The sequence below is a fragment of the Hyphomonas sp. CACIAM 19H1 genome, from assembly GCF_003325995.1.
GTDB lineage: Bacteria > Pseudomonadota > Alphaproteobacteria > Caulobacterales > Hyphomonadaceae > Hyphomonas > Hyphomonas polymorpha.
The window spans coordinates 2,997,821-3,015,479 of record NZ_CP016437.1 but is presented as its reverse complement, the minus strand read 5'-3'; the positions used below and the strand labels follow the sequence as shown (position 1 = coordinate 3,015,479).

The window sequence follows — 17,659 nt, the reverse complement described above, 5'->3', positions numbered from 1 at the left end:
CGCGTCCACCCGTCCTCACAGAGGGTTTATCAGCCGCGCCCTCAGGGGCGCTGACGCGAGAAATCGCCAAATGGCATGTCGCGGTTGCTGGTTTCGATGGACAGGCGCTGGCCACGGTTCTGGCGCTGGTAGAATTCCCGGTTCTCCGGATTGTTCGGATCGGTGATCAGGAGAATGTCGTCAGCCCGGCGATAGTTGGGCGTGCCACGCTCCAGCTGGTCTACGGCGCGGTGGGCAAAGCTGTTGGCCCGCACGATATCGCCCACCCAATAGGCGGACTCGGCAGTGGCCAGCTGCGCTTCGGGGCGGCGGCCCTGCTTCTCCATCGTGATTGCCAGCTGCGCCCAGGCAAAGGCGTTGTCCGGCTCCGCGATGAGCGCATCGCGCAGCGCCACTTCAGCCAGCTGCACATCGCCCTCATCATCCCGCGCGTTGAGGGAGCGGGCATAGTTGATCAGCAGCAGGGGTTGGCCGGGCTTCAGCTCCAGGGAGCGTTTGTGCGGCTCGACCGAGTCAGCAACCCGTCCGCTCTCGAACAGGATCTGGCCCTTGAGTTCGTGGAAGTAAGGGTTTTCGGGCTCCTCGGCGAGGAGCGAGTCGATATCGCGCATGGCGGACTGGATATCGGCAGCGCGGTAAGCAGAGATCGCTCTGGCATAACGGGCAGGCTTGCTGGTGTCGGTTGCCGGATAATCACGCCGCACTTTCACCGGGGAGTCGAGGAAGCCGACCAGCTTGGCCCGGAGCATCTGGTATTGCTGCAATTCCCGGTCCGTAGGCGGAACGTCCATCAGGCCGGTGGCTTCAGCCAGGGCGCGGGTTGTGCGGATACGGTCGGACGCCAGCGGGTGGGCGCGGAAATACGGATAGCGGCGCGCTTCCGACATCACTTCCTGATAGCGGAAGTTCTCGAAGAATTCGACGATACCGGCGGGGGATTGCCCCAGCGTGGCAAGGTATTTGACGGCGTGGGCATCCGCAGACGCTTCTTCGGGGCGGGTGTGCGTGAAGAAGTTGATGGCAGCGAACTGCTGCGAGCTGCCGATCAGGGCCGCGCCTGCGCCGCCTTCGCCCGCCGCAATGGCGAGCAGGCCAAGGCCGATCGACAGGAGGGCCGGGCGCATGGCAACGCCCGCCGCACGCGAGCGCGAGACAGTATGGCCGCAGGCGATGTGGCAGGTTTCGTGGGCGATGACGCCCTTGATCTGGCCGGGTGTTTCGGCCGCGATCATCAGGCCGGTATGGATGTGGATGCGCTGGCCGTTGGCGACAAAGGCGTTCAGCGAGGGGTCGTTGATGATGTAGATGCCGACATCCTCGGGAACGAGGCCGGAGACTTCCAAAATCGGGTCGGTCCATTCGCGGATGGTTTCCTCGATCTCGGCATCGCGGATCAGGCTCTGGGCTGACGCGCTGAAGGCCATGATCGCCGTTGCGGCGACCGCGGTTGCGATCCGGATGACTTTGTGTGCCACGAAGCGGCTCCTGTGGTCATTGCAATGACCATGTTAGATTAGGACTTTGCCGCGCGTATGGCGAGGTGCCCCTTGCGGTCTAACTGATTTGTCAGACTTTGCCTGACGCGAAAGTGAACGTGAGGGCCGGATCGAGGCGGACCCCGGTTTCCGTTCCCTGGACAATTCCGGACATCGGCGGGACAAGCGCGGTCAGTTTCAGGCCCTTGAGGTCCAGCGTCAGGCGCGTCAGCGGCCCGGTCATGCGGGCAGAGAGGATAGTGGCGCGGATCGGCGAAGCCGGGTCGATGCAGACGCCTTCCGGCCGCACCAGGATCAGCGCGCCGGGATCCTGTCCATTGAGAAGGCCGGCCGGCGCGGTGCCGGCTGGAAAACGGTTCAGGGGGCCAAGGGCGCCTGCCACGGCGGCGCTGACGGGGCGGGTGTAGATCTCGCTGGCCGCGCCTTCCTGCAACAGCTTACCCTGGCTCAAGATCGCAATGCGGTCTGCATGTTCCAGGGCTTCGGCGGGATCATGCGTGACCAGCAGGGCGGGGATACCGGCGGCGCGAATGGCGTCGAGGGCGGCGTCGCGCACGCTGTCGCGCAGGCTGGGGTCGAGGCCCGAGAACGGCTCATCCATCAGGATGGCGGCAGGCTCCGGCGCCAGAGCGCGGGCGATGGCAACGCGCTGCTGCTCGCCGCCGGAAAGCTCATGCGGATAGGCATTGGCGCGCGGCTCAAGGCCGAGGCGGGCGAGCCAGGCCTGCGCGCGGGCCGCAGCCTCAGCCTTGGGCAGATGCTTCAGGCCGAAGGCGACATTGCGCGCCGCGGTGAGGTGGGGAAAGAGGGCAAAATCCTGGAAAATCAGGCCAATGCGGCGTTTTTCGGCGGGCACCGTGCGGCCGGGCGCAGAGAGAATTTCCTCGCCGAGGCGGATTTCGCCTTCATCTACGCCTTCAAGACCTGACAGCAGGCGCAGCAGAGTAGACTTGCCAGCGCCGGAGCCGCCGAGCAGCGCGGTGATCTGGCCTGGGGGCAGGCTGAGGCTGACGCCATCGACAACCGCACGGTCGCCATAGCGGCGGGTTACCCCATGAGCAGAAAGAGGCGCGCTCATTGATCCTCACCGGGGCGGGAGCGGGAAAGCTGCCAGGAGAGGAGGATCACCGGCACAAGACCCGCTGCCGTAATCAGCAAAGCCGGCAGCGCGGCAGCGGCAAGGCGTTCGTCGCTGGCATAGGCATAGGCGCGCACGGACAGGGTATCCCAGTTGAAGGGCCGCAACATCAGGGTGGCCGGCAGTTCTTTCAAGGCCTCAACGAAAAGGATGAGGGCGGCGACCGCTGCCCCGGAAAGGGCGATGGGAAGGTCAACCTCGAAGGCCTGGCGGGTGGGGCTGGCGCCGAGGCTGCGGGCGGCATTGGAGAGAGAGGCGGGCGCGCGGGCAAGGGCGGCGGCCATCGGTTCGGTTCCGGCAGCGGTGAAGCGGGAGGCATAGACCCAGGTGAGGGCAAGAAGGGCCACGCCGCCAGAGAGGGTAACCGGGAAAAGCGCAATGATTGCAAGGGCCCCGAGCGCAAGAACAGCGCCGGGGATGGAGTAGCCGGAGACAGCGCTGGCGCGGGCAAAAAGAGCTGCCGGGCCTTTGGCGCGGGCGGCCAGTACGATCATCAGGGCGAGGACAAAGGCGAAGATCGCGCCAGCGCCAGCCAGCATCACCGAGTTTACCAGGGCGTCCCAGATGGGCGCTGCGCGGGTGCCCGTCTCGATACTTCTCCAGACAAGGCGGCCCACCGGCAGGCCAAACGCGATCAGAAACAGGACAAAACAGGACAGGCTGGCCCCAAGAGCGGGCAGGCCGGTCAATTGCGTGCGCGAGACGTGCCGCCAGCGGATGGAGGAATGCTGGCTGCCCGCGCGGCCCCGCCCCCAGCGCTCGGTGAGGATGAGGACGGCGATCACGCCGATCAGCACGAAGGCCAGCCGGGCAGCGGCGGCGGGCTCGCCAAAGCTTTTCCAGGCGCGGACGATGCCGAAGGTAAGGGTGGGAACGCCCAGGAACTCGGCGGCGCCATAATCGGCTGCCGCCTCCATCAGGGCAAGGGCAAGCCCGGCGGCGATGGCCGGGCGGGCGGCGGGCAGGGCAACCGCCCAGAAGCTGCGCCCGGGGCTGGCGCCGAGGCTGCGGGCCGCCTCAAGGGCGCAGACCGACTGGGACACGAACGCCGAGCGCGCGGTGAGATACACGTAGGGATAGAGAGTGCAGGCCAGGACGAAAGCGAGGCCCGGCAGGGAGCTGATGTCCGGAAACCAGTAGTCGCGCGCCGACCAGCCGGTTACGTCGCGCAGGGCGGACTGGAGCGGGCCGCCCACCCCGGCAAGGTCTGCCCAGGCATAGGCGAGCACATAGCCCGGCGCGGCCAGCGGCAGGATCAGCAGCCATTCGAACACGGCCCGGCCCGGAAAGCGGAACATGGTGACCAGCCAGGCGGCCGGCACGGCAAACAGCAGGCAGAGCGCGCCGGTGAGCGCAAGCACGCTGATTGTGCCGCCCAGATAGCGCAGCAGCAGCGTCTCGCGGATATGCGTCCAGGTGGGGCCGCCGCCGTCAAACAGGCCGGCCAGCAGCACCATGATCACAGGCACCGCAATGACGATGCCGGCGACGAGCGCCGGCACCTGTCTTGAGATCGGAATGGCGGTGGCCTGTGTCAGTTCCAGCCCGCGCGATCAAAGATCGCCTGCGCCTCTGCCTGATGCGTGCCCAGCTCCGTGAGGGGGAAGTCGCTTTCCTCGAAGCCGGTCACCTGTTCGAGGCCGGCCGGAACTGTAGCACCGGCAACAATGGGGAAGTCCTTGTTCTCGGTGGTCAGCAGCTCCTGGCCCTTGGGGGTGGCGAGGTATTCGATGAACTGGATGGCAAGATCCGGGGATGGCGCGTTGGCGGCAACCGCAGCAGCGACGACGTTCACATGGGTGCCATTGCCGTTCTGATCAGGGAAGGAGAGCTGGGTCTTGGCCGTCTTCAGCCGCTCTTCCGGCGTGCCGGTGGCAAGGCGCACCCAGTAGTAGTGGTTGACGAGGGCAACCGCGCATTCGCCGGCAGCGACTGCTTCAATCTGGGCGGTGTCGCCGCCCTGCGGCTTGCGGGCGAAGTTTGCGACGACGCCTTTTGCCCATTCTTCTGCGGCTTCAGGACCGTTGCGGCCGATAAGCTCGCCCATCAGGGAGAGGTTGTAGATATTGGTGGACGATCGCACGCAGACTTCGCCTTTCAGGCGCGGATCGGCGAGATCGGCATAGGTGGCAACTTCATCGGCCGAAACGACCTGGGGATCATAAACGATGATGCGGTAGCGTTTGGTGAGGCCGAACCAATGGCCGTCTTTTTCACGCAGCTGGGCGGGAATGGCGGCGGAGAGTTTTTCGGAAGTGACGCCCTGCGTGAAGCCAGCTTCCTGGAAGCGGTAAAGCGCGCCGGCATCCGACGCGATGATAACATCCGCAGGAGAGCGCGAGCCCTCGGCCCTCATCGTTTCCAGAAGTTCGGGCGCGCCGGATTCGCGGACATTCACGCGTATGCCGGTCTCAGCCTCGAAGGCGGCGTACATCGCTTTGTCGGAATCATAGTGACGCGCGGAATAGACATTGATCGTGCCGTTGAGGCCGGCCGCCGGTGCGGCGGTTTCTTCGACGGCGGCGGGCGTTTCCGGCGCGCTTGGCGCATCCGGATTGCCGCAAGCCGCAAGGGCGAGCGCCAGACCGGCAACGGCGAGAATACGTTTCATATCAGGTTCCTTAAGAGCTGGCGGGACCAAACCATGTTTGAGAATGAATCGCAACTCTGTGATGTCGCGACGTTTTGCCCAAATATTGCACAGACCGCCCATGATCCCTGCTGTTTCCGGAAGTTACAGGGAACCAACGGGGCAATGGCAGAGTTTTTGCAGTTGCGAAAACACTTCAGGCTTCTGGTACAGTCTGTTAATAGACTGGTAACGAATAGACGGGTGGTGGAATGACGGATGTCATCGTCGACTTCGATATAGCGTCTTCGGACGAAGATCTGCGCCTTGCTGCTCTGATCGACGCGTTCGTGGAAAAGCAGGATGCGATGGGGCAGTGGGATGCCGCATCGTTGGAACTGATGGTGCGCACGGGTTTTGGCCCGGCGGGCGAGCGCCTGAAACAGCTGATTTTCCAGAGCCGTGAAGCGGCCGAAGCCTTCTGCAATTTCTGGATGACCGAGACCGGGCTTCAGGTCGCCCACTTTCCGTACTGACACTGCGCGCCTAAAAGGCCCCCATGATCAGGGCCGGTTCGCGTAATTCTTCCTCTCAGCCACGGGTCGCCATCATTGGCGCGGGCATTATTGGCCTCAGCCTTGCGTTCGAGCTGGCGTTTCGCCGTGGCACACAGGTTACCCTTTTTGACACGCGGGCATGCGGGCGCGGCGCAAGCTGGGCTGCGGCCGGCATGATTGCCCCGGCCTTCGAGGCGGCGGCTGAGGCGGGCGTTCACCCCCGGCTGTTCGATCTTTGCCTTGAGAGCGCAAACTTGTGGCCGGACTTCGCCGCCGAGATTGAGCGCGCCTCTGGCCTGCCGTCCGGTTTTGAGCCTGCCCCGGCGCTGGCCGTGGCGATGGAGGCAGGCGAGGCGGCGCATCTGGCGGCAATCGGGCGGGTACTCGCCGCGCGCGGGGTGGCGCACAGGGCGCTCAGTGGCGAAGACGTTCGCAGGCTTGAACCCGCCCTTTCCGGTGAGGTTCTGGGCGGGCTGGAGCTTGAGACCGATACCCGCGTGGACAATCGCCGGACGGTGACCGCGCTGCTGGCGGCCCTCATGGCCAATCCGCGTGTGAGCTTTGTGGACGGGCCTGCGCCGCTCAGATCCAGCGGCGGACGCATTGTGCTGGAGGGGCATGACCCCGTGATCGCGGCGGCGGGGTGGGAAACGTCTGTCATCAAGGTGGAGGAGCAGGGCGCGCTCTACAGCCTGGTGAATTGGGACACGGCGCTGGACGATATAGATTGCCATGGCGGGCAGATGCTGTCGGTGGCAGCCGGAGAGGGCGCGCCGCAGCGCGTGGTGCGTGCGGGGCATGTGTATCTGGTGCCGCGTGGCGGGCAGGTGGTGATCGGGGCGACGATGGAAACCGGCCGGGTGATCGATACGCCGGAAGACGAGGTGATCGAGGCGCTGCGGGCCGAGGGCGTGAAACTCTGCCCGGCGCTCGCGGGTGCGCTGGTGACCGAGCGGTGGGCCGGTGTGCGCCCCGGAACGCCCGATCACGCGCCCTTCATCGGGGAGACTGCGGCGCCGGGCGTCTATGTGGCGGCAGGGCATTACCGGAATGGCATCCTGCTGGCACCGGTGACGGCGCAGATCATTGCCGATCAGATTCTCGGGCAGGACGCGGGCGCGCTTGCCGCTACGTTCACCCCGCGCCGGGCCTGTTCCGCGACGGCCTGACGCTGGACGTGCCTGCCCGCGCGCCTTAAGTCTCGGCGCCAAAGGGAGCTTACGCCATGCATGTGATCCAGCCGATGACCGAAGATCAGGCCGCCATCCGCGACGCGGTGGCCAAGACGCTGGAGCCGTTTGACGACGCCTATTGGGCCAAGACCGACGAAACGGGCGAATGGCCGGAAGCTTTCTGCGATGCGATGGCCAAGGGCGGTTGGCTCGGCATTGCGTTTCCCGAAGAATATGGCGGGGCCGGCCTGGGGCTCACCGAAGCGGCGCTGATGATGCAGACGGTGACCCGCACAGGTGCAGGCTTTTCGGGCGCCTCGGCGATCCACCTCAACATCTTCGGGCCCAAGCCGCTGGAGAAGTTTGGTAACCCGGAGCTCAAGCGCGAGAACCTCCCGAAGATCATCTCCGGCGAAGAAAAGATGTGCTTTGCCGTGACCGAGCCGAACTCGGGCCTCGACACGTCCAGCCTGGAGACCAAGGCCGAGCGGACCAACAAGGGCTATGTGATCAATGGCCGGAAGATCTGGACGACGGGTGCTCAGCGTGCGGACAAAATCCTGATCATCGCGCGCACCACGCCGAAAGACCAGTGCGCCAAGCCCTATATGGGCCTCTCCCTGTTCTATACCGATCTGGATCGCGGCAAGATCGACGCCAAGCCGATCCCGAAAATGGGCCGCAAGGCGGTGGAGTGCAACGCGCTGTTCATCGACGGGCTGGAAGTCCCCAAGGAACACCTGATCGGTGAGGAAGGCGACGGCTTCAAATACCTGCTGCAGGGCCTCAACCCGGAGCGCGTGCTGTTTGCGGTGGAGTCCGTTGGCCTCGGCTTTGCGGCGCTGGAGCGGGCGACGCGCTATGCCAATGAGCGCGTCGTGTTCGGCCGGCCAATCGGCCAAAACCAGGGCATTGCTCATCCCCTCGCCAAGTCGTGGGCGGAGCTTTCAGCCGCAGAGCTGCTCGCCTACAAGGCGGCGGCGCTTTATGATGCGGGCGCTGATTGTGGCGCGGAAGCCAACGCGGCGAAATATCTGGGTACGGAGGCTGGCTTCACCGCCTGTGAAACCGCCGTGCTGACCCATGGCGGCATGGGCTATGCCAAGGAATACCATGTCGAGCGGATGATGCGTGAGGCGATGCTGGCGCGGATTGCGCCGGTCAGCCGCGAGATGATCCTGAATTTCATCTCCGAGCGCGTGCTGGGCCTGCCGAAGAGCTACTGATCTGTAGGCGGACTAAAGGCCATCTGCACCCTTCATCAGCTGGAAGAATTCTTCCTTGCTGTTGGTGCGCGGATAGGGCGTGGCGGGAACCGGTGCGCCGAGGAAGGCGCAGAGTGGCTCCCAGCCATCCTTGGCGGAGTGAATCAGCAGGCGGTTTGCCGGAATTTCGGCCTTTACGGCGGCTTCATGCGCATGGAAGGCGGCGATGACGCTTTCCTTGTCGAAGGTTGGCCCGAGACTGCGGTGAAGGACTTTCAGCACCATGTTGAACCATTCGACCGCTGGCGGCGGCCAGTTGTCGGGCGCGGTCAGCGTGGAGAGGATCGTCTGGGAAATGCTGTCATACCAGCTTTCGGCGGAGCGCGTTGAGAGGATGATTTTGGCCTGCGGATAGGCTGCAGCGAGTTCGCGCCAGAAGGCTGCCGTTGGCCAGTCCACCGCTGCCTTGTAGCCTTTGTAGATCGCCTCAAAGTCAGGCTTTCCGGCTACTGCCGCATTCCAGAGCGGCACCTGGGACGCGCCATTCTCCAGTACCTCTTTCATGTGGTGGCAGGGGCCGAAGCCGATTTCTTCCAATGCCAGTTTGAGAGAGAGCGTGCCTGTGCGGCCAAAGCCTGCGCTGATTACAGAGAGTGTCATTTTGTCCCCCATAGCGCTCTGAACGGCGCTTGTTTCAAGACACTAGCACGGGCGAGCTCTGCGCAAAACGCTCTGGCGATTGACCCGCCCTTTGCGGGCCGGGTAAGCGACAGGCACAGGTTTCAGACAAGGCGCTCCTCCCATGCCGCAGATATTCGTTCCAAAGCGTTTCAATGGCCCGCCGGATACAGCCAATGGTGGCTATGTGGCTGGGCTGATTGCGAGCGAGATGCGCAAGGCCGGCATGGGCGGGGCGATCGAAGTGTCGCTGCGCGCGCCGCCGCCGGTTGAGGCGGCGATGGACCTCGTGATTGCAGACGGGGCCTGTGAGTGCCGCCATGGAGAGACGGTTGTGGGGGCCGCGCGGCGCGTGGAGACGCTAGGCCGTGCGCCGGCCGCGCCATCGCTCGATGTGGCTGCGCAGGGACGGGACAATTTTCCGCCGGCAGCTGATCATGCTTTCCCCCATTGCTTCGTGTGCGGACCAGCACGGAGCGAGGATGGGCTCTGCATCTTCACCGGACGCCCGCATGGCTATGACGGGGTGACCGATGTGTGGACGCCTGAGGCAGATTATGCCGATGCCGAGGGCCTGGTGCGCGAGGAAGTGTTGTGGGCGGCGCTGGATTGCCCCGGAGCGTTTGCCATTGGCTTTCAGGAGCGGCCAATGGTGCTGGGGCGGATCAGGGGCGAGGTGCTGCGCCGGCCCGAGGCAGGCGCGCCGCTGATCGTGGCGGCCTGGCATCTCTATGACGATGGCCGCAAGCATGGCGCGGCGAGCGCGCTGTTCACCGCGGAAGGCGAACTGCTGGCGCAGACTGAACAGCTCTGGATCGAGCTGAAGTAGGGCCGCTTACTTCTTCAGCACAAACCGCGCCACGCCGATGACCCCGGCGAGGATGGAGCCGAGGCCGCCGAGCAGGACGAAGAGCGGGTTGGCCTGATCTGCGAAGGCGATGGCGCGGTTGAGGCCGGAGACCTTCACTGTCACCGTGTCGCGATAGGTGCGCAGGGGCACGACTTCATTTGCGTCCACCGCGAAGATCTCGAAGGTGAGGTCATGGTCGCCAGCGCTGAGCGCGGTGACCGACCAGCGCCAGGTATTCTCCGTCAGCGGAGAAAGCGACTGAACGGGCGGCGAAGTCGGTACGATGGTGAAGGCGGCGCCGGAGAGGCGGACTTCCACACGGTCTGACACGCGGGCGGTGCCTTCCTCGATCACGCCGCGGCCGGGCAGGGCGTCCACGGCGCTGTCGCCGCCGGTCGCGTCGATGGCGAAGGTAACGTCGAAGGCGCGCTTGTATTCGGCTGAGGCGGGCGTCTCATGCGCGACGGGCACGGTCTTCAGCGTATCGATGAAGGATTCGGAGACGGCGGCGGTGACGTTGGGATCGTCGATGTCCACCGCTTCGGGTGGCGCGGGAGCGGCGGCCTCTTCGCCCGCCGAGGGCTCGGCCCGCATCGCGCGCGCCATGGGGGCGCTATCTGCCGGGCCTTCCTCGACCATCGGCTGGAAATTGAAGACGTCATCGGTAACCGGCGCCGATTCGATGCTGGCTTCCGGTTCTGCCGGAGAAGCTGCCGGGGGCGTTTCGTCCTGGACGGGCGGCGGCGGCGCTGGTGCAGGCGCCTCAGCGAGGGGGATATCCTGCGGGGCCGCTGTGATCGCCGGGGCAGCGTCCTTCGGGAAGTAACGCTCCATCAGGGCGGCGCCCCCGAGACCAGCCGCCGCCAGCCCGGCAATAACCAGAAGGATGGAAATCAAGCGCATCATGCCGGCGTCTCCCCGATCGCGTTGCGGAGCAGTGTAACAGAGTCAGGTGGCAGGGAAACTGCCCCGGCTAGCCTCATAGAAGGCAATTGCGGCAGCATTGGACACGTTGAGGCTTTCCATTTCCGCCGCAATCGGGATGCGGGCAAGCTCGGCGCAGGCTTTGGCTACGGCGGGGCGCAGGCCGGGCCCTTCGGCGCCCAGGACGATGGCAACCTTTGCCGCCCCTTTGACCGCCTGATCGAGCGGGCGGGCGCTTTCGCCGGCAAGCCCAACCGTGTGGAAACCGGCCTCGCCGAGTTCTTCCAGGGCGCGGGCAATGTTCACAGCGCGGATTTCGGTGACGCTTTCAATCGCCCCGGCAGCGCTTTTGGCGACGACCCCTGTGATCGGCGGGGCGTTGCGGGTTTGCAGGACCAGGCCGGTGAAGCCGAACGCGGCGGCCGAGCGGAAGATTGCGCCGAGATTATGCGGGTCTGAAACCTGGTCGAGCACGGCAATGCGCGTGGCGCCCGCAGCAATCACGTCCTCCAGCACGGCCTCTTCCAGCGGGTCGGCCCGCAGGGCGATGCCCTGGTGCACTGCGCCGGGGGGCAGGCGCTGATCGATTTCCTTGGCGGTGACGATCTGCGGGGAAAGCCGTCCTGCCGGGAGTTTCTGGGCGGCGTTTTCGGTGGCCAGCAGCGTGTGGAAACGCCGGGCGGGGTTGGCCAGGGCCGCCATCACGGCATGGGTGCCCCACAGCCAGACGGGGCCGCCTTCTTCCTCGCGGCGGGAAAACCGTTGAGTTTCCGGGCGGTCGGGGCGAGTTGCCACATCTGTGTTCTGACGCCGTTTTGGGTGGTTGCGCCGCATGATGTTCGTCCTTATAAGGCCGCTTCCAGCGTAGAGCCGGGGCGGGAAACCGCCCTTGTGAAGCGACTGCGCGGCGGCGTCAAATGGCGTATGTCGCGGGGGCCCGTGGAGGGATGGGAGAGTGGTTAAATCCATCAGACTGTAAATCTGACCGCCTAGCGTACGCTGGTTCGAATCCAGCTCCCTCCACCACCCCCGCGCCGCCGGCCGCTTGCCGGAATGGGGTTTTTTCCTACAGAGACTTTTCCTTTGCCAGGGCCGGGGCAGACCGCGTCTCCGCAGGCTGATACGCGGCATTGGCCGTTGGCGCCGGGGATTTGCACCACCTGCGGGTCAACCAGTCATAGGCAGGCTTTTCGATTGCGTGGTGAGCGACGATCGCCAGCAGGATCGACAAGCCCCAGGCAAACAACAGGCCCGGCACGTAGTCCTGCGGCCAGAAGCCTGTCTCTTTCATGATCTTCAGCACGATCATGTGCCCGATATACATCGCGAAAGAGATTTCCCCGAGGAAGCGAAATTGCCGGGCAATGCCCGTCCAGAAAGTGCCCGGGCTGGCGAGCAGTAGGATGACGGCCCCGTAGAGCGGCAGATAAAGGAAATCCGTCTTGTAGGGGCTCGGCAAGGAGAGCGTTGCCACGAACAGGAGCAGGAGAACGCCGACACCGAGTGTCCGCAGCCGCGATTCGTGTTCGAACCAGTCCCTGTGCGCGGCGAATATCCGATAAGCGAGGATGCCCATCGGCATGGTGATGAAGCCGCGCAGCAAGCCGATATTGAGAAAGCCGAATACGTTGGAAACCTGCTTGTTCAGACTGTCGACCGTGAAGAAAAGGATAGCCGCGCTGATCAGGCCGAGGGCGGCAAGCAACAGGGTGTTCCAGCGGCGGTTCGGTATCGCCAGGATCACGACGGCGAGCGCCAGATTGACGATCAGCTCCACTGACAATGACCAGGAGGGATAATTGAAGGCGTTCGTGTGCCAGTCGCCGAAACCGGCATTGTGAAGCAGCAGGACGTTGAGCAGCAGACCGAGCTCGTTGATGGCATCTCCGCTGAGATACATCACCAAAACAAAGCAGAAGAGGGAAGCCAGATGCAGCGGCCAGAGCCGGAAGGCGCGCTTCTTGGTGAACTCCCAGATATCGAAGCTAGGCCTGTCGTAAAAAGCATATGCCAGCACGAAACCGGAGAGCAGGAAGAACACGTCCACGACCAGATAGCCGCGCGAACTCGTGATCAGGCCGCCCCGGTCGGGCCAAAGCTCAAAATGGTAATGGCCGTAAATCACCAGCAGGGCGCCGATGCCGCGCAGGGCATCAAGCATGATAAACCTTGGGCCCCGAGTGGGGAGGCGGGATTTCGCCAAATGGCCTGTCAGCGCCGGTGGAGGCAGTTTGGTAAACAAAGAAAATTCCCAGATGGCCGGCTTGCCTGATTGTAGAGCAAGACACGTGCCACTCGCGGGGAGCGAAAGAAGCGGTGAAAAATGTGCAGGCTGAGCTTGTTTGGCGGCTCAATCGCTCATATTACCAAGCGCTCGGAAGCGGGCGGGTATAGCATAATGGTAATGCACCAGCCTTCCAAGCTGTGTATGTCGGTTCGATTCCGTCTACCCGCTCCAGCCCGTTTCCCCTGATCGCCTGACAAATCGCGCCCTTGGGCGAGGCCGCCGGATGAACGGGCGCTCTTCGGCGCGTTTCGCCCTATGCAAATGCAGGTGTGCGCTTTAGGGCGCGGGGGATTTGCCGGGCGCTTGTTGCCGTTGGGCGACCCCCGGAAGGCGAATTGAATCAATGCCCAGCATTTCCTCCCCCGTTCGGTTTACCGGACGGGTTTTACATTGCGCTTTCGGTCTGTTCCGGCTTTCTAGGGAATAAGCGCAACAGTTTCAGGACACCGCATGCTCGCTCCGCTCCTCGAGAGTTCGGTCTTCCAGATCAGTTTCGTTCTGGTCCTTGTTGTCTTTGTATTTTTCGGTTTCATCCGGGAGAAGATACCGGCCGATGTGGTCGCCCTGATCGCGATGGGCGCGCTGATGCTGACGGGTATCCTGTCCGTCAACGAGACGATTGCGGTCTTCTCCAATTCGGCGCCGATTACAGTCGCGGCGATGTTCATCCTGTCGGCGGCGCTCGAGCGAACCGGGGTCATCGACTATGTGGGGCGCGCCGTCGTCAGGCTGGCGAACGGCGGGTCACCTGCCATCGCCGTCGTGGTGATGATGGCGGCTGTCATCTTTCTCTCGGCCTTCATCAACAACACGCCGGTTGTGATCATCCTGATCCCTGTCGCCATTCGCCTCGCCAAGGCGATCAATATTACCCCCTCCAAGCTGCTGATGCCGCTGTCGTTCGCGGCCATCTTCGGCGGCACCACGACACTGATCGGCACCTCGACCAATATTCTGGTCGATGGCGTTTCCCAGAACCAGGGTATGGCGCCCTTCGGGATGTTCGAGATTACGCTGGCCGGGATGATCTTTGCGGCCGTGGGGGTCACTTATACTTCTGTGCTCGGTCCCTTCCTGCTGCCCAAGCGCGAGACGCTGGCGGCGATGCTGCCCGATCAGAAGGAACGCCGCTTCATCGCGCAGATCCTGATCCCGCTGAATTCTGACCTGATCGGCAAGACGATCGCCGAGACCGGGTTCACGGCGGAAAAGGGGTTCACCGTGATCGACGTGTTCCGGGAGGGCGTGTCGCTGCGGGCGGATCTGAAGAAAATCGTGCTGCAGGCGGGCGACCGGATCGTGCTGCGCTCGCCGGTTTCGGAAATGCTCACCCTCAAGGAGGCGGGCAGTATCGCGATTGGAACGCAGGGCGGGAAACAGGCTTCCTTCGAGCCGGTGCAGACCACCGAGACGGTGATCATGGAAGGCGTGATCGGCCCCCATTCGCGCCTCATCGGGCGGCGCCTGGCCGGCCTTGGCCTCGCCCGCCTCTATGGCGTTTATGTGCTCGCTATTCACCGGCGCGGTGAGAACATGGCTTCCCAAATCAACGAGCTGCGCTTTGAAGTGGGCGACACCGTTCTGCTGGAGGGCCCGCCGCGCGGCATGCGCGAGATGTTTGACGAGGGCCTGCTGAACAACCTCACCGAAAGCTCCGACCGGGCCATCCGGCGCGACAAGGCGCCGGTGGCGATTGCCGCCGTGCTGATGGTGATGGGCCTGGCTGCCATCGAGTTGATGCCGATTGCCGGCCTTGCCCTGATTGCCGCCACGGCTGTGGTGGCTTTCGGCTGTCTTGATCATCAGGAAGCCTACCGGTCGATCCAGTGGGATATCCTGATGCTGATCTTCGGCATGCTGGCGCTCGGCACGGCGATGGACAAGACCGGGGCAGCGGCTGTGGTGGTCGGTCTGCTCTCGCAGGTCGCGGGAGGGGCAGGGCCCCTTATTCTCTTGATCATCGTCTACGCCTTCACCTCCATGGTCACGGAGATCATGAGCAACAATGCGGCGGCGATCCTGATCACACCGCTGGCGATTGGGCTTGCCCACGGCCTGGGCGTCGACCCGCGCCCTTTCATCGTGGCGGTCATGTTTGCCGCAAGCGCCAGTTTTGCCACCCCCATCGGATACCAGACGAATACGCTGGTTTACCGGGCGGGGGGGTATGCGTTCATGGATTTTGTCAGGTTCGGCTTGCCTCTGAATCTGATCTTTGTGGCGGTTGCCGCGATCGTGATCCCGATTTTCTGGCCGCTCGTGCCGGTCACACCACAGGGGTGATGCTCTCCTTTTGTGCAGCAAAAGCGCCTGTTTGCATGATTTTCGGGCGGGTTTGGCCGCAAGTGAGCGCCTAAGAGAAGGGCGTTGAGTGCTGCAAAATACGGCGTAAGGATACGTCGATGGCTGAAACTCCACGGTTTTTCAACGAGATGGACGGCAGCGGTGAAAAACCCCGCGCTCCCTATGCACGTTATTGCGATTGGTTTGCCGACGAACCTCCCGAGCGTCTCCGCCGGAAGGCACGCGAGGCGGAGACGTTCTTCCGCCGGACCGGCATTACCTTCAACGTCTATGGTGCCGCCGATGCGGACGAGCGGCTGATCCCGTTCGACGTCGTGCCCCGGATCATTTCCGGCAAGGAATGGGCGCGGCTGACCAAAGGCATCGAGCAGCGGGTGCGGGCTATCAACGCCTTCCTGCACGACATCTATCACCGCCAGGAAATTCTGCGCGCCGGGCGTATTCCGGTGGATCTGATCCAGAACAATGACGCCTTCCTGCCGAAGATGATCGGCGTGGTGCCCCCGGCCAAGGTTTATACTCATATTGTCGGCGTTGACCTGGTGCGCACCAGCGAGAACGAGTTTTTCGTTCTGGAGGATAATGCCCGCACACCGTCGGGCGTTTCCTACATGCTGGAGAACCGGGAAACGATGCTCCACATGTTTCCGGAGCTGTTCACCAAAATCCGTGTGCGCCCCGTCAGCGACTATCCTAAATCCCTGCGCCGCTCCCTGGCGGCCTGCGCGCCGGCGGCCTGCACGGGCCGTCCCGTGGTGGCGGTGCTGACGCCCGGCATCCACAACTCGGCCTACTACGAACACGCCTTCCTGGCTGACCAGATGGGCGCCGAACTGGTGGAGGGGCATGACCTGCGCGTGGTCGATGGGCGGATCGCGATGCGCACCACGCTCGGCTACACGCCTATCGATGTGCTCTATCGCCGGGTGGATGATGATTATCTCGATCCCCTGAACTTCCGGCCCGACTCAATGCTGGGCGTGCCGGGGATTCTCGATGTCTACCGCGCCGGCGGTATCACCATCGCCAATGCGCCGGGCACCGGAATTGCCGACGACAAGGCGATCTATTCCTACATGCCTGACATTGTTCAGTTCTATACCGGCGAGAAGCCGATCCTGAAGAATGTGCCGACCTGGCGCTGCTCTGAGCCCTCATCCCTGGCCTATGTGCTTGAGCATCTGCACGAACTCGTCGTGAAGGAGGTGCATGGATCGGGCGGGTACGGAATGCTGGTGGGGCCGGCCGCGTCGAAGAAGGAAATCGAAGCCTTCCGCGCCAAGCTGCAGGCGCGTCCATCCGCCTATATTGCCCAGCCCACACTGGCGCTTTCCACCGTGCCGATCCTCACGCGAGCGGGCCTTGCGCCGCGCCATGTGGACTTGCGGCCTTTCGTGCTCGTCTCGCCCGATGGCATCGAGATCACCCCCGGGGGCCTGACGCGCGTGGCGCTGAAGAAGGGCTCCCTGGTCGTGAACTCCAGCCAGGGCGGCGGCACGAAAGACACCTGGGTTCTGGAGGAATAGGCGATGCTTGGGAAAACCGCAGGCGGCCTCTTCTGGATGTTCCGTTATCTGGAGCGGAGCGAGAATACCGCGCGTCTCGTCGACGCCGGCTTCCGCATGGCGCTCACCCGTTCTGATCATGCCGAGGACGAATGGGCCTCGATCATTGATACCGCCTCCGCCCGCCATGATTTCCTGGCTGCCGGCGGAAAATTCGATGGCCAGAGCGTCGTCAATTTCCTGCTGCGGGATCCGGGCAATCCGTCTTCGGTCATCTCTGTAACCGAGGCGGCGCGGAACAATGCCCGCCTGGTGCGCACGGCGCTGACGCGGGAAGTGTGGGAGGCGGTCAACGAATCCTGGATCGTGCTCAAGGATGTCCTGGCGCGGCCCATCAAGGAAACGGAGCTGCCCGAGGTTCTGGGGATCATCCGCAAGCAGAGTTCACTTGTGCGCGGCGCGACGGTCGGCACCATGCTGCGCAATGACATCTACAACTTCGCGCGGGTTGGCACATTTGTGGAGCGGGCGGACAACATCGCGCGTATTCTGGACGTGAAATATTATGTGCTGCTGCCATCGGTGACGCTGGTGGGGTCCACGCTGGACAATGTGCAGTGGGAGACGATCCTGCGCTCGGCCTCGGCTGAGCGGGCATTCCGCTGGCTGTATGGCGGAGAGGCGCGCGCCAGCACGATTGCCGACTTCCTGATCCTTGACCGGCGGATGCCGCGCTCGCTGCTGTATTGCCTGCGCAAGATTGCCGGAAACCTGGGACATCTGTGTTCGGACTACAACACCCGCGCGCCGAGCCTCGACATGGCGCTGTCGATGCGGGATGATCTTGAGGATCGCAGTATCGAACGCATCATGGATAGCGGCCTGCATGAATTTCTGCTGGCCTTCATTCAGAACAACAACGCGCTCGCCCATCAGGTCGAGCAGGACTTCCGCTTCTACAACTGAGGACAGGA

At 63.7% G+C, this 17,659-nt stretch carries 15 protein-coding genes and 2 tRNA genes; 9 read left to right on the top strand and 8 right to left on the bottom strand.

Annotated features, from left to right (window positions below):
- Positions 1-41: 41 nt before the first annotated feature.
- The 4 genes from BBF93_RS14005 to BBF93_RS13990 all read right to left on the bottom strand — a co-directional run bounded on the left by BBF93_RS14005 (position 42) and on the right by BBF93_RS13990 (position 5,245).
- Positions 42-1,475, bottom strand: coding sequence for a M48 family metalloprotease (locus tag BBF93_RS14005; RefSeq protein ID WP_035600547.1), 1,434 nt, complete (start codon positions 1,473-1,475; stop codon positions 42-44).
- Positions 1,476-1,566: 91 nt separating this feature from the next.
- Positions 1,567-2,574 (bottom strand): ABC transporter ATP-binding protein, encoded by a 1,008-nt coding sequence (locus BBF93_RS14000; RefSeq protein ID WP_114106335.1) that lies wholly within the window; start codon positions 2,572-2,574, stop codon positions 1,567-1,569.
- Positions 2,571-4,136, bottom strand: a complete 1,566-nt coding sequence (locus BBF93_RS13995) for an iron ABC transporter permease (RefSeq protein WP_035600552.1) — start codon at positions 4,134-4,136, stop codon at positions 2,571-2,573. The genes BBF93_RS14000 and BBF93_RS13995 overlap by 4 nt, the downstream gene beginning before the upstream one ends.
- 32 nt (positions 4,137-4,168) lie before the next feature.
- Positions 4,169-5,245 (bottom strand): extracellular solute-binding protein, encoded by a 1,077-nt coding sequence (locus BBF93_RS13990; RefSeq protein WP_035600555.1) that lies wholly within the window; start codon positions 5,243-5,245, stop codon positions 4,169-4,171.
- Between the two features lie 230 nt (positions 5,246-5,475).
- Between BBF93_RS13990 and BBF93_RS13985 the strand changes: the two genes are divergently transcribed.
- From BBF93_RS13985 to BBF93_RS13975, 3 genes are read left to right on the top strand one after another with little or no spacing between them, the layout of a single operon-like run.
- On the top strand, positions 5,476-5,739 hold the full coding sequence (locus BBF93_RS13985; RefSeq protein ID WP_035600557.1) for a hypothetical protein: 264 nt from the start codon (positions 5,476-5,478) through the stop codon (positions 5,737-5,739).
- 23 nt (positions 5,740-5,762) lie between these two features.
- Positions 5,763-6,929 carry an FAD-dependent oxidoreductase gene (locus BBF93_RS13980; RefSeq protein WP_035600560.1) on the top strand — a complete coding sequence of 389 codons (1,167 nt, stop codon included), beginning with the start codon at positions 5,763-5,765 and terminating at the stop codon, positions 6,927-6,929.
- Positions 6,930-6,985: 56 nt separating this feature from the next.
- Positions 6,986-8,158, top strand: a complete 1,173-nt coding sequence (locus tag BBF93_RS13975; protein ID WP_035600562.1) for an acyl-CoA dehydrogenase family protein — start codon at positions 6,986-6,988, stop codon at positions 8,156-8,158.
- A 12-nt stretch (positions 8,159-8,170) separates the two neighbouring features.
- Here the strand turns inward: BBF93_RS13975 and BBF93_RS13970 are convergent, their stop codons facing one another.
- Positions 8,171-8,797 (bottom strand): sulfotransferase family protein, encoded by a 627-nt coding sequence (locus BBF93_RS13970; protein WP_114107092.1) that lies wholly within the window; start codon positions 8,795-8,797, stop codon positions 8,171-8,173.
- A gap of 142 nt (positions 8,798-8,939) precedes the next feature.
- Between BBF93_RS13970 and BBF93_RS13965 the strand changes: the two genes are divergently transcribed.
- Positions 8,940-9,644, top strand: coding sequence for a hypothetical protein (locus tag BBF93_RS13965; protein WP_114106334.1), 705 nt, complete (start codon positions 8,940-8,942; stop codon positions 9,642-9,644).
- Positions 9,645-9,650: 6 nt separating this feature from the next.
- On the opposite strand, the gene BBF93_RS13960 is transcribed toward BBF93_RS13965, so the two are convergent.
- Complete coding sequence (locus BBF93_RS13960; protein ID WP_114106333.1) at positions 9,651-10,571, bottom strand: hypothetical protein; 921 nt, start codon at positions 10,569-10,571, stop codon at positions 9,651-9,653.
- Positions 10,572-10,613: 42 nt separating this feature from the next.
- Positions 10,614-11,384: an RNA methyltransferase gene (locus BBF93_RS13955; protein ID WP_233349138.1), complete on the bottom strand. Its 771-nt coding sequence runs from the start codon at positions 11,382-11,384 to the stop codon at positions 10,614-10,616.
- Between the two features lie 146 nt (positions 11,385-11,530).
- On the opposite strand from BBF93_RS13955, the gene BBF93_RS13950 reads away from it, so the two are divergent.
- A tRNA-Tyr gene (locus tag BBF93_RS13950) sits at positions 11,531-11,615 on the top strand.
- A 40-nt stretch (positions 11,616-11,655) separates the two neighbouring features.
- Here the strand turns inward: BBF93_RS13950 and BBF93_RS13945 are convergent.
- A complete protein-coding gene (locus tag BBF93_RS13945; protein WP_114106331.1) occupies positions 11,656-12,750 on the bottom strand; it encodes an acyltransferase in 1,095 nt (364 codons plus the stop codon).
- Positions 12,751-12,973: 223 nt separating this feature from the next.
- On the opposite strand from BBF93_RS13945, the gene BBF93_RS13940 reads away from it, so the two are divergent.
- The 4 genes from BBF93_RS13940 (at position 12,974) to BBF93_RS13925 (ending at position 17,651) form a co-directional block, all read left to right on the top strand.
- A tRNA-Gly gene (locus BBF93_RS13940) sits at positions 12,974-13,047 on the top strand.
- Between the two features lie 279 nt (positions 13,048-13,326).
- A complete protein-coding gene (locus tag BBF93_RS13935; protein ID WP_035600577.1) occupies positions 13,327-15,159 on the top strand; it encodes an SLC13 family permease in 1,833 nt (610 codons plus the stop codon).
- A gap of 119 nt (positions 15,160-15,278) precedes the next feature.
- Positions 15,279-16,706 carry a circularly permuted type 2 ATP-grasp protein gene (locus tag BBF93_RS13930; RefSeq protein ID WP_114106330.1) on the top strand — a complete coding sequence of 476 codons (1,428 nt, stop codon included), beginning with the start codon at positions 15,279-15,281 and terminating at the stop codon, positions 16,704-16,706.
- 3 nt (positions 16,707-16,709) lie between these two features.
- A complete protein-coding gene (locus BBF93_RS13925) occupies positions 16,710-17,651 on the top strand; it encodes an alpha-E domain-containing protein (RefSeq protein ID WP_114106329.1) in 942 nt (313 codons plus the stop codon).
- Positions 17,652-17,659 lie beyond the last annotated feature (8 nt).

Excerpts from the sequence above, each read along its gene's own strand:
- BBF93_RS14000 (WP_114106335.1), bottom strand. The coding sequence starts at position 2,574 with ATGAGCGCGCCTCTTTCTGCTCATGGGGTAACCCGCCGCTATGGCGAC.
- BBF93_RS13990 (WP_035600555.1), bottom strand. The coding sequence starts at position 5,245 with ATGAAACGTATTCTCGCCGTTGCCGGTCTGGCGCTCGCCCTTGCGGCT.
- BBF93_RS13985 (WP_035600557.1), top strand. The coding sequence starts at position 5,476 with ATGACGGATGTCATCGTCGACTTCGATATAGCGTCTTCGGACGAAGAT.
- BBF93_RS13980 (WP_035600560.1), top strand. The coding sequence starts at position 5,763 with ATGATCAGGGCCGGTTCGCGTAATTCTTCCTCTCAGCCACGGGTCGCC.
- BBF93_RS13975 (WP_035600562.1), top strand. The coding sequence starts at position 6,986 with ATGCATGTGATCCAGCCGATGACCGAAGATCAGGCCGCCATCCGCGAC.
- BBF93_RS13970 (WP_114107092.1), bottom strand. The coding sequence starts at position 8,797 with ATGACACTCTCTGTAATCAGCGCAGGCTTTGGCCGCACAGGCACGCTC.
- BBF93_RS13965 (WP_114106334.1), top strand. The coding sequence starts at position 8,940 with ATGCCGCAGATATTCGTTCCAAAGCGTTTCAATGGCCCGCCGGATACA.
- BBF93_RS13960 (WP_114106333.1), bottom strand. The coding sequence starts at position 10,571 with ATGATGCGCTTGATTTCCATCCTTCTGGTTATTGCCGGGCTGGCGGCG.
- BBF93_RS13945 (WP_114106331.1), bottom strand. The coding sequence starts at position 12,750 with ATGCTTGATGCCCTGCGCGGCATCGGCGCCCTGCTGGTGATTTACGGC.
- BBF93_RS13935 (WP_035600577.1), top strand. The coding sequence starts at position 13,327 with ATGCTCGCTCCGCTCCTCGAGAGTTCGGTCTTCCAGATCAGTTTCGTT.
- BBF93_RS13930 (WP_114106330.1), top strand. The coding sequence starts at position 15,279 with ATGGCTGAAACTCCACGGTTTTTCAACGAGATGGACGGCAGCGGTGAA.
- BBF93_RS13925 (WP_114106329.1), top strand. The coding sequence starts at position 16,710 with ATGCTTGGGAAAACCGCAGGCGGCCTCTTCTGGATGTTCCGTTATCTG.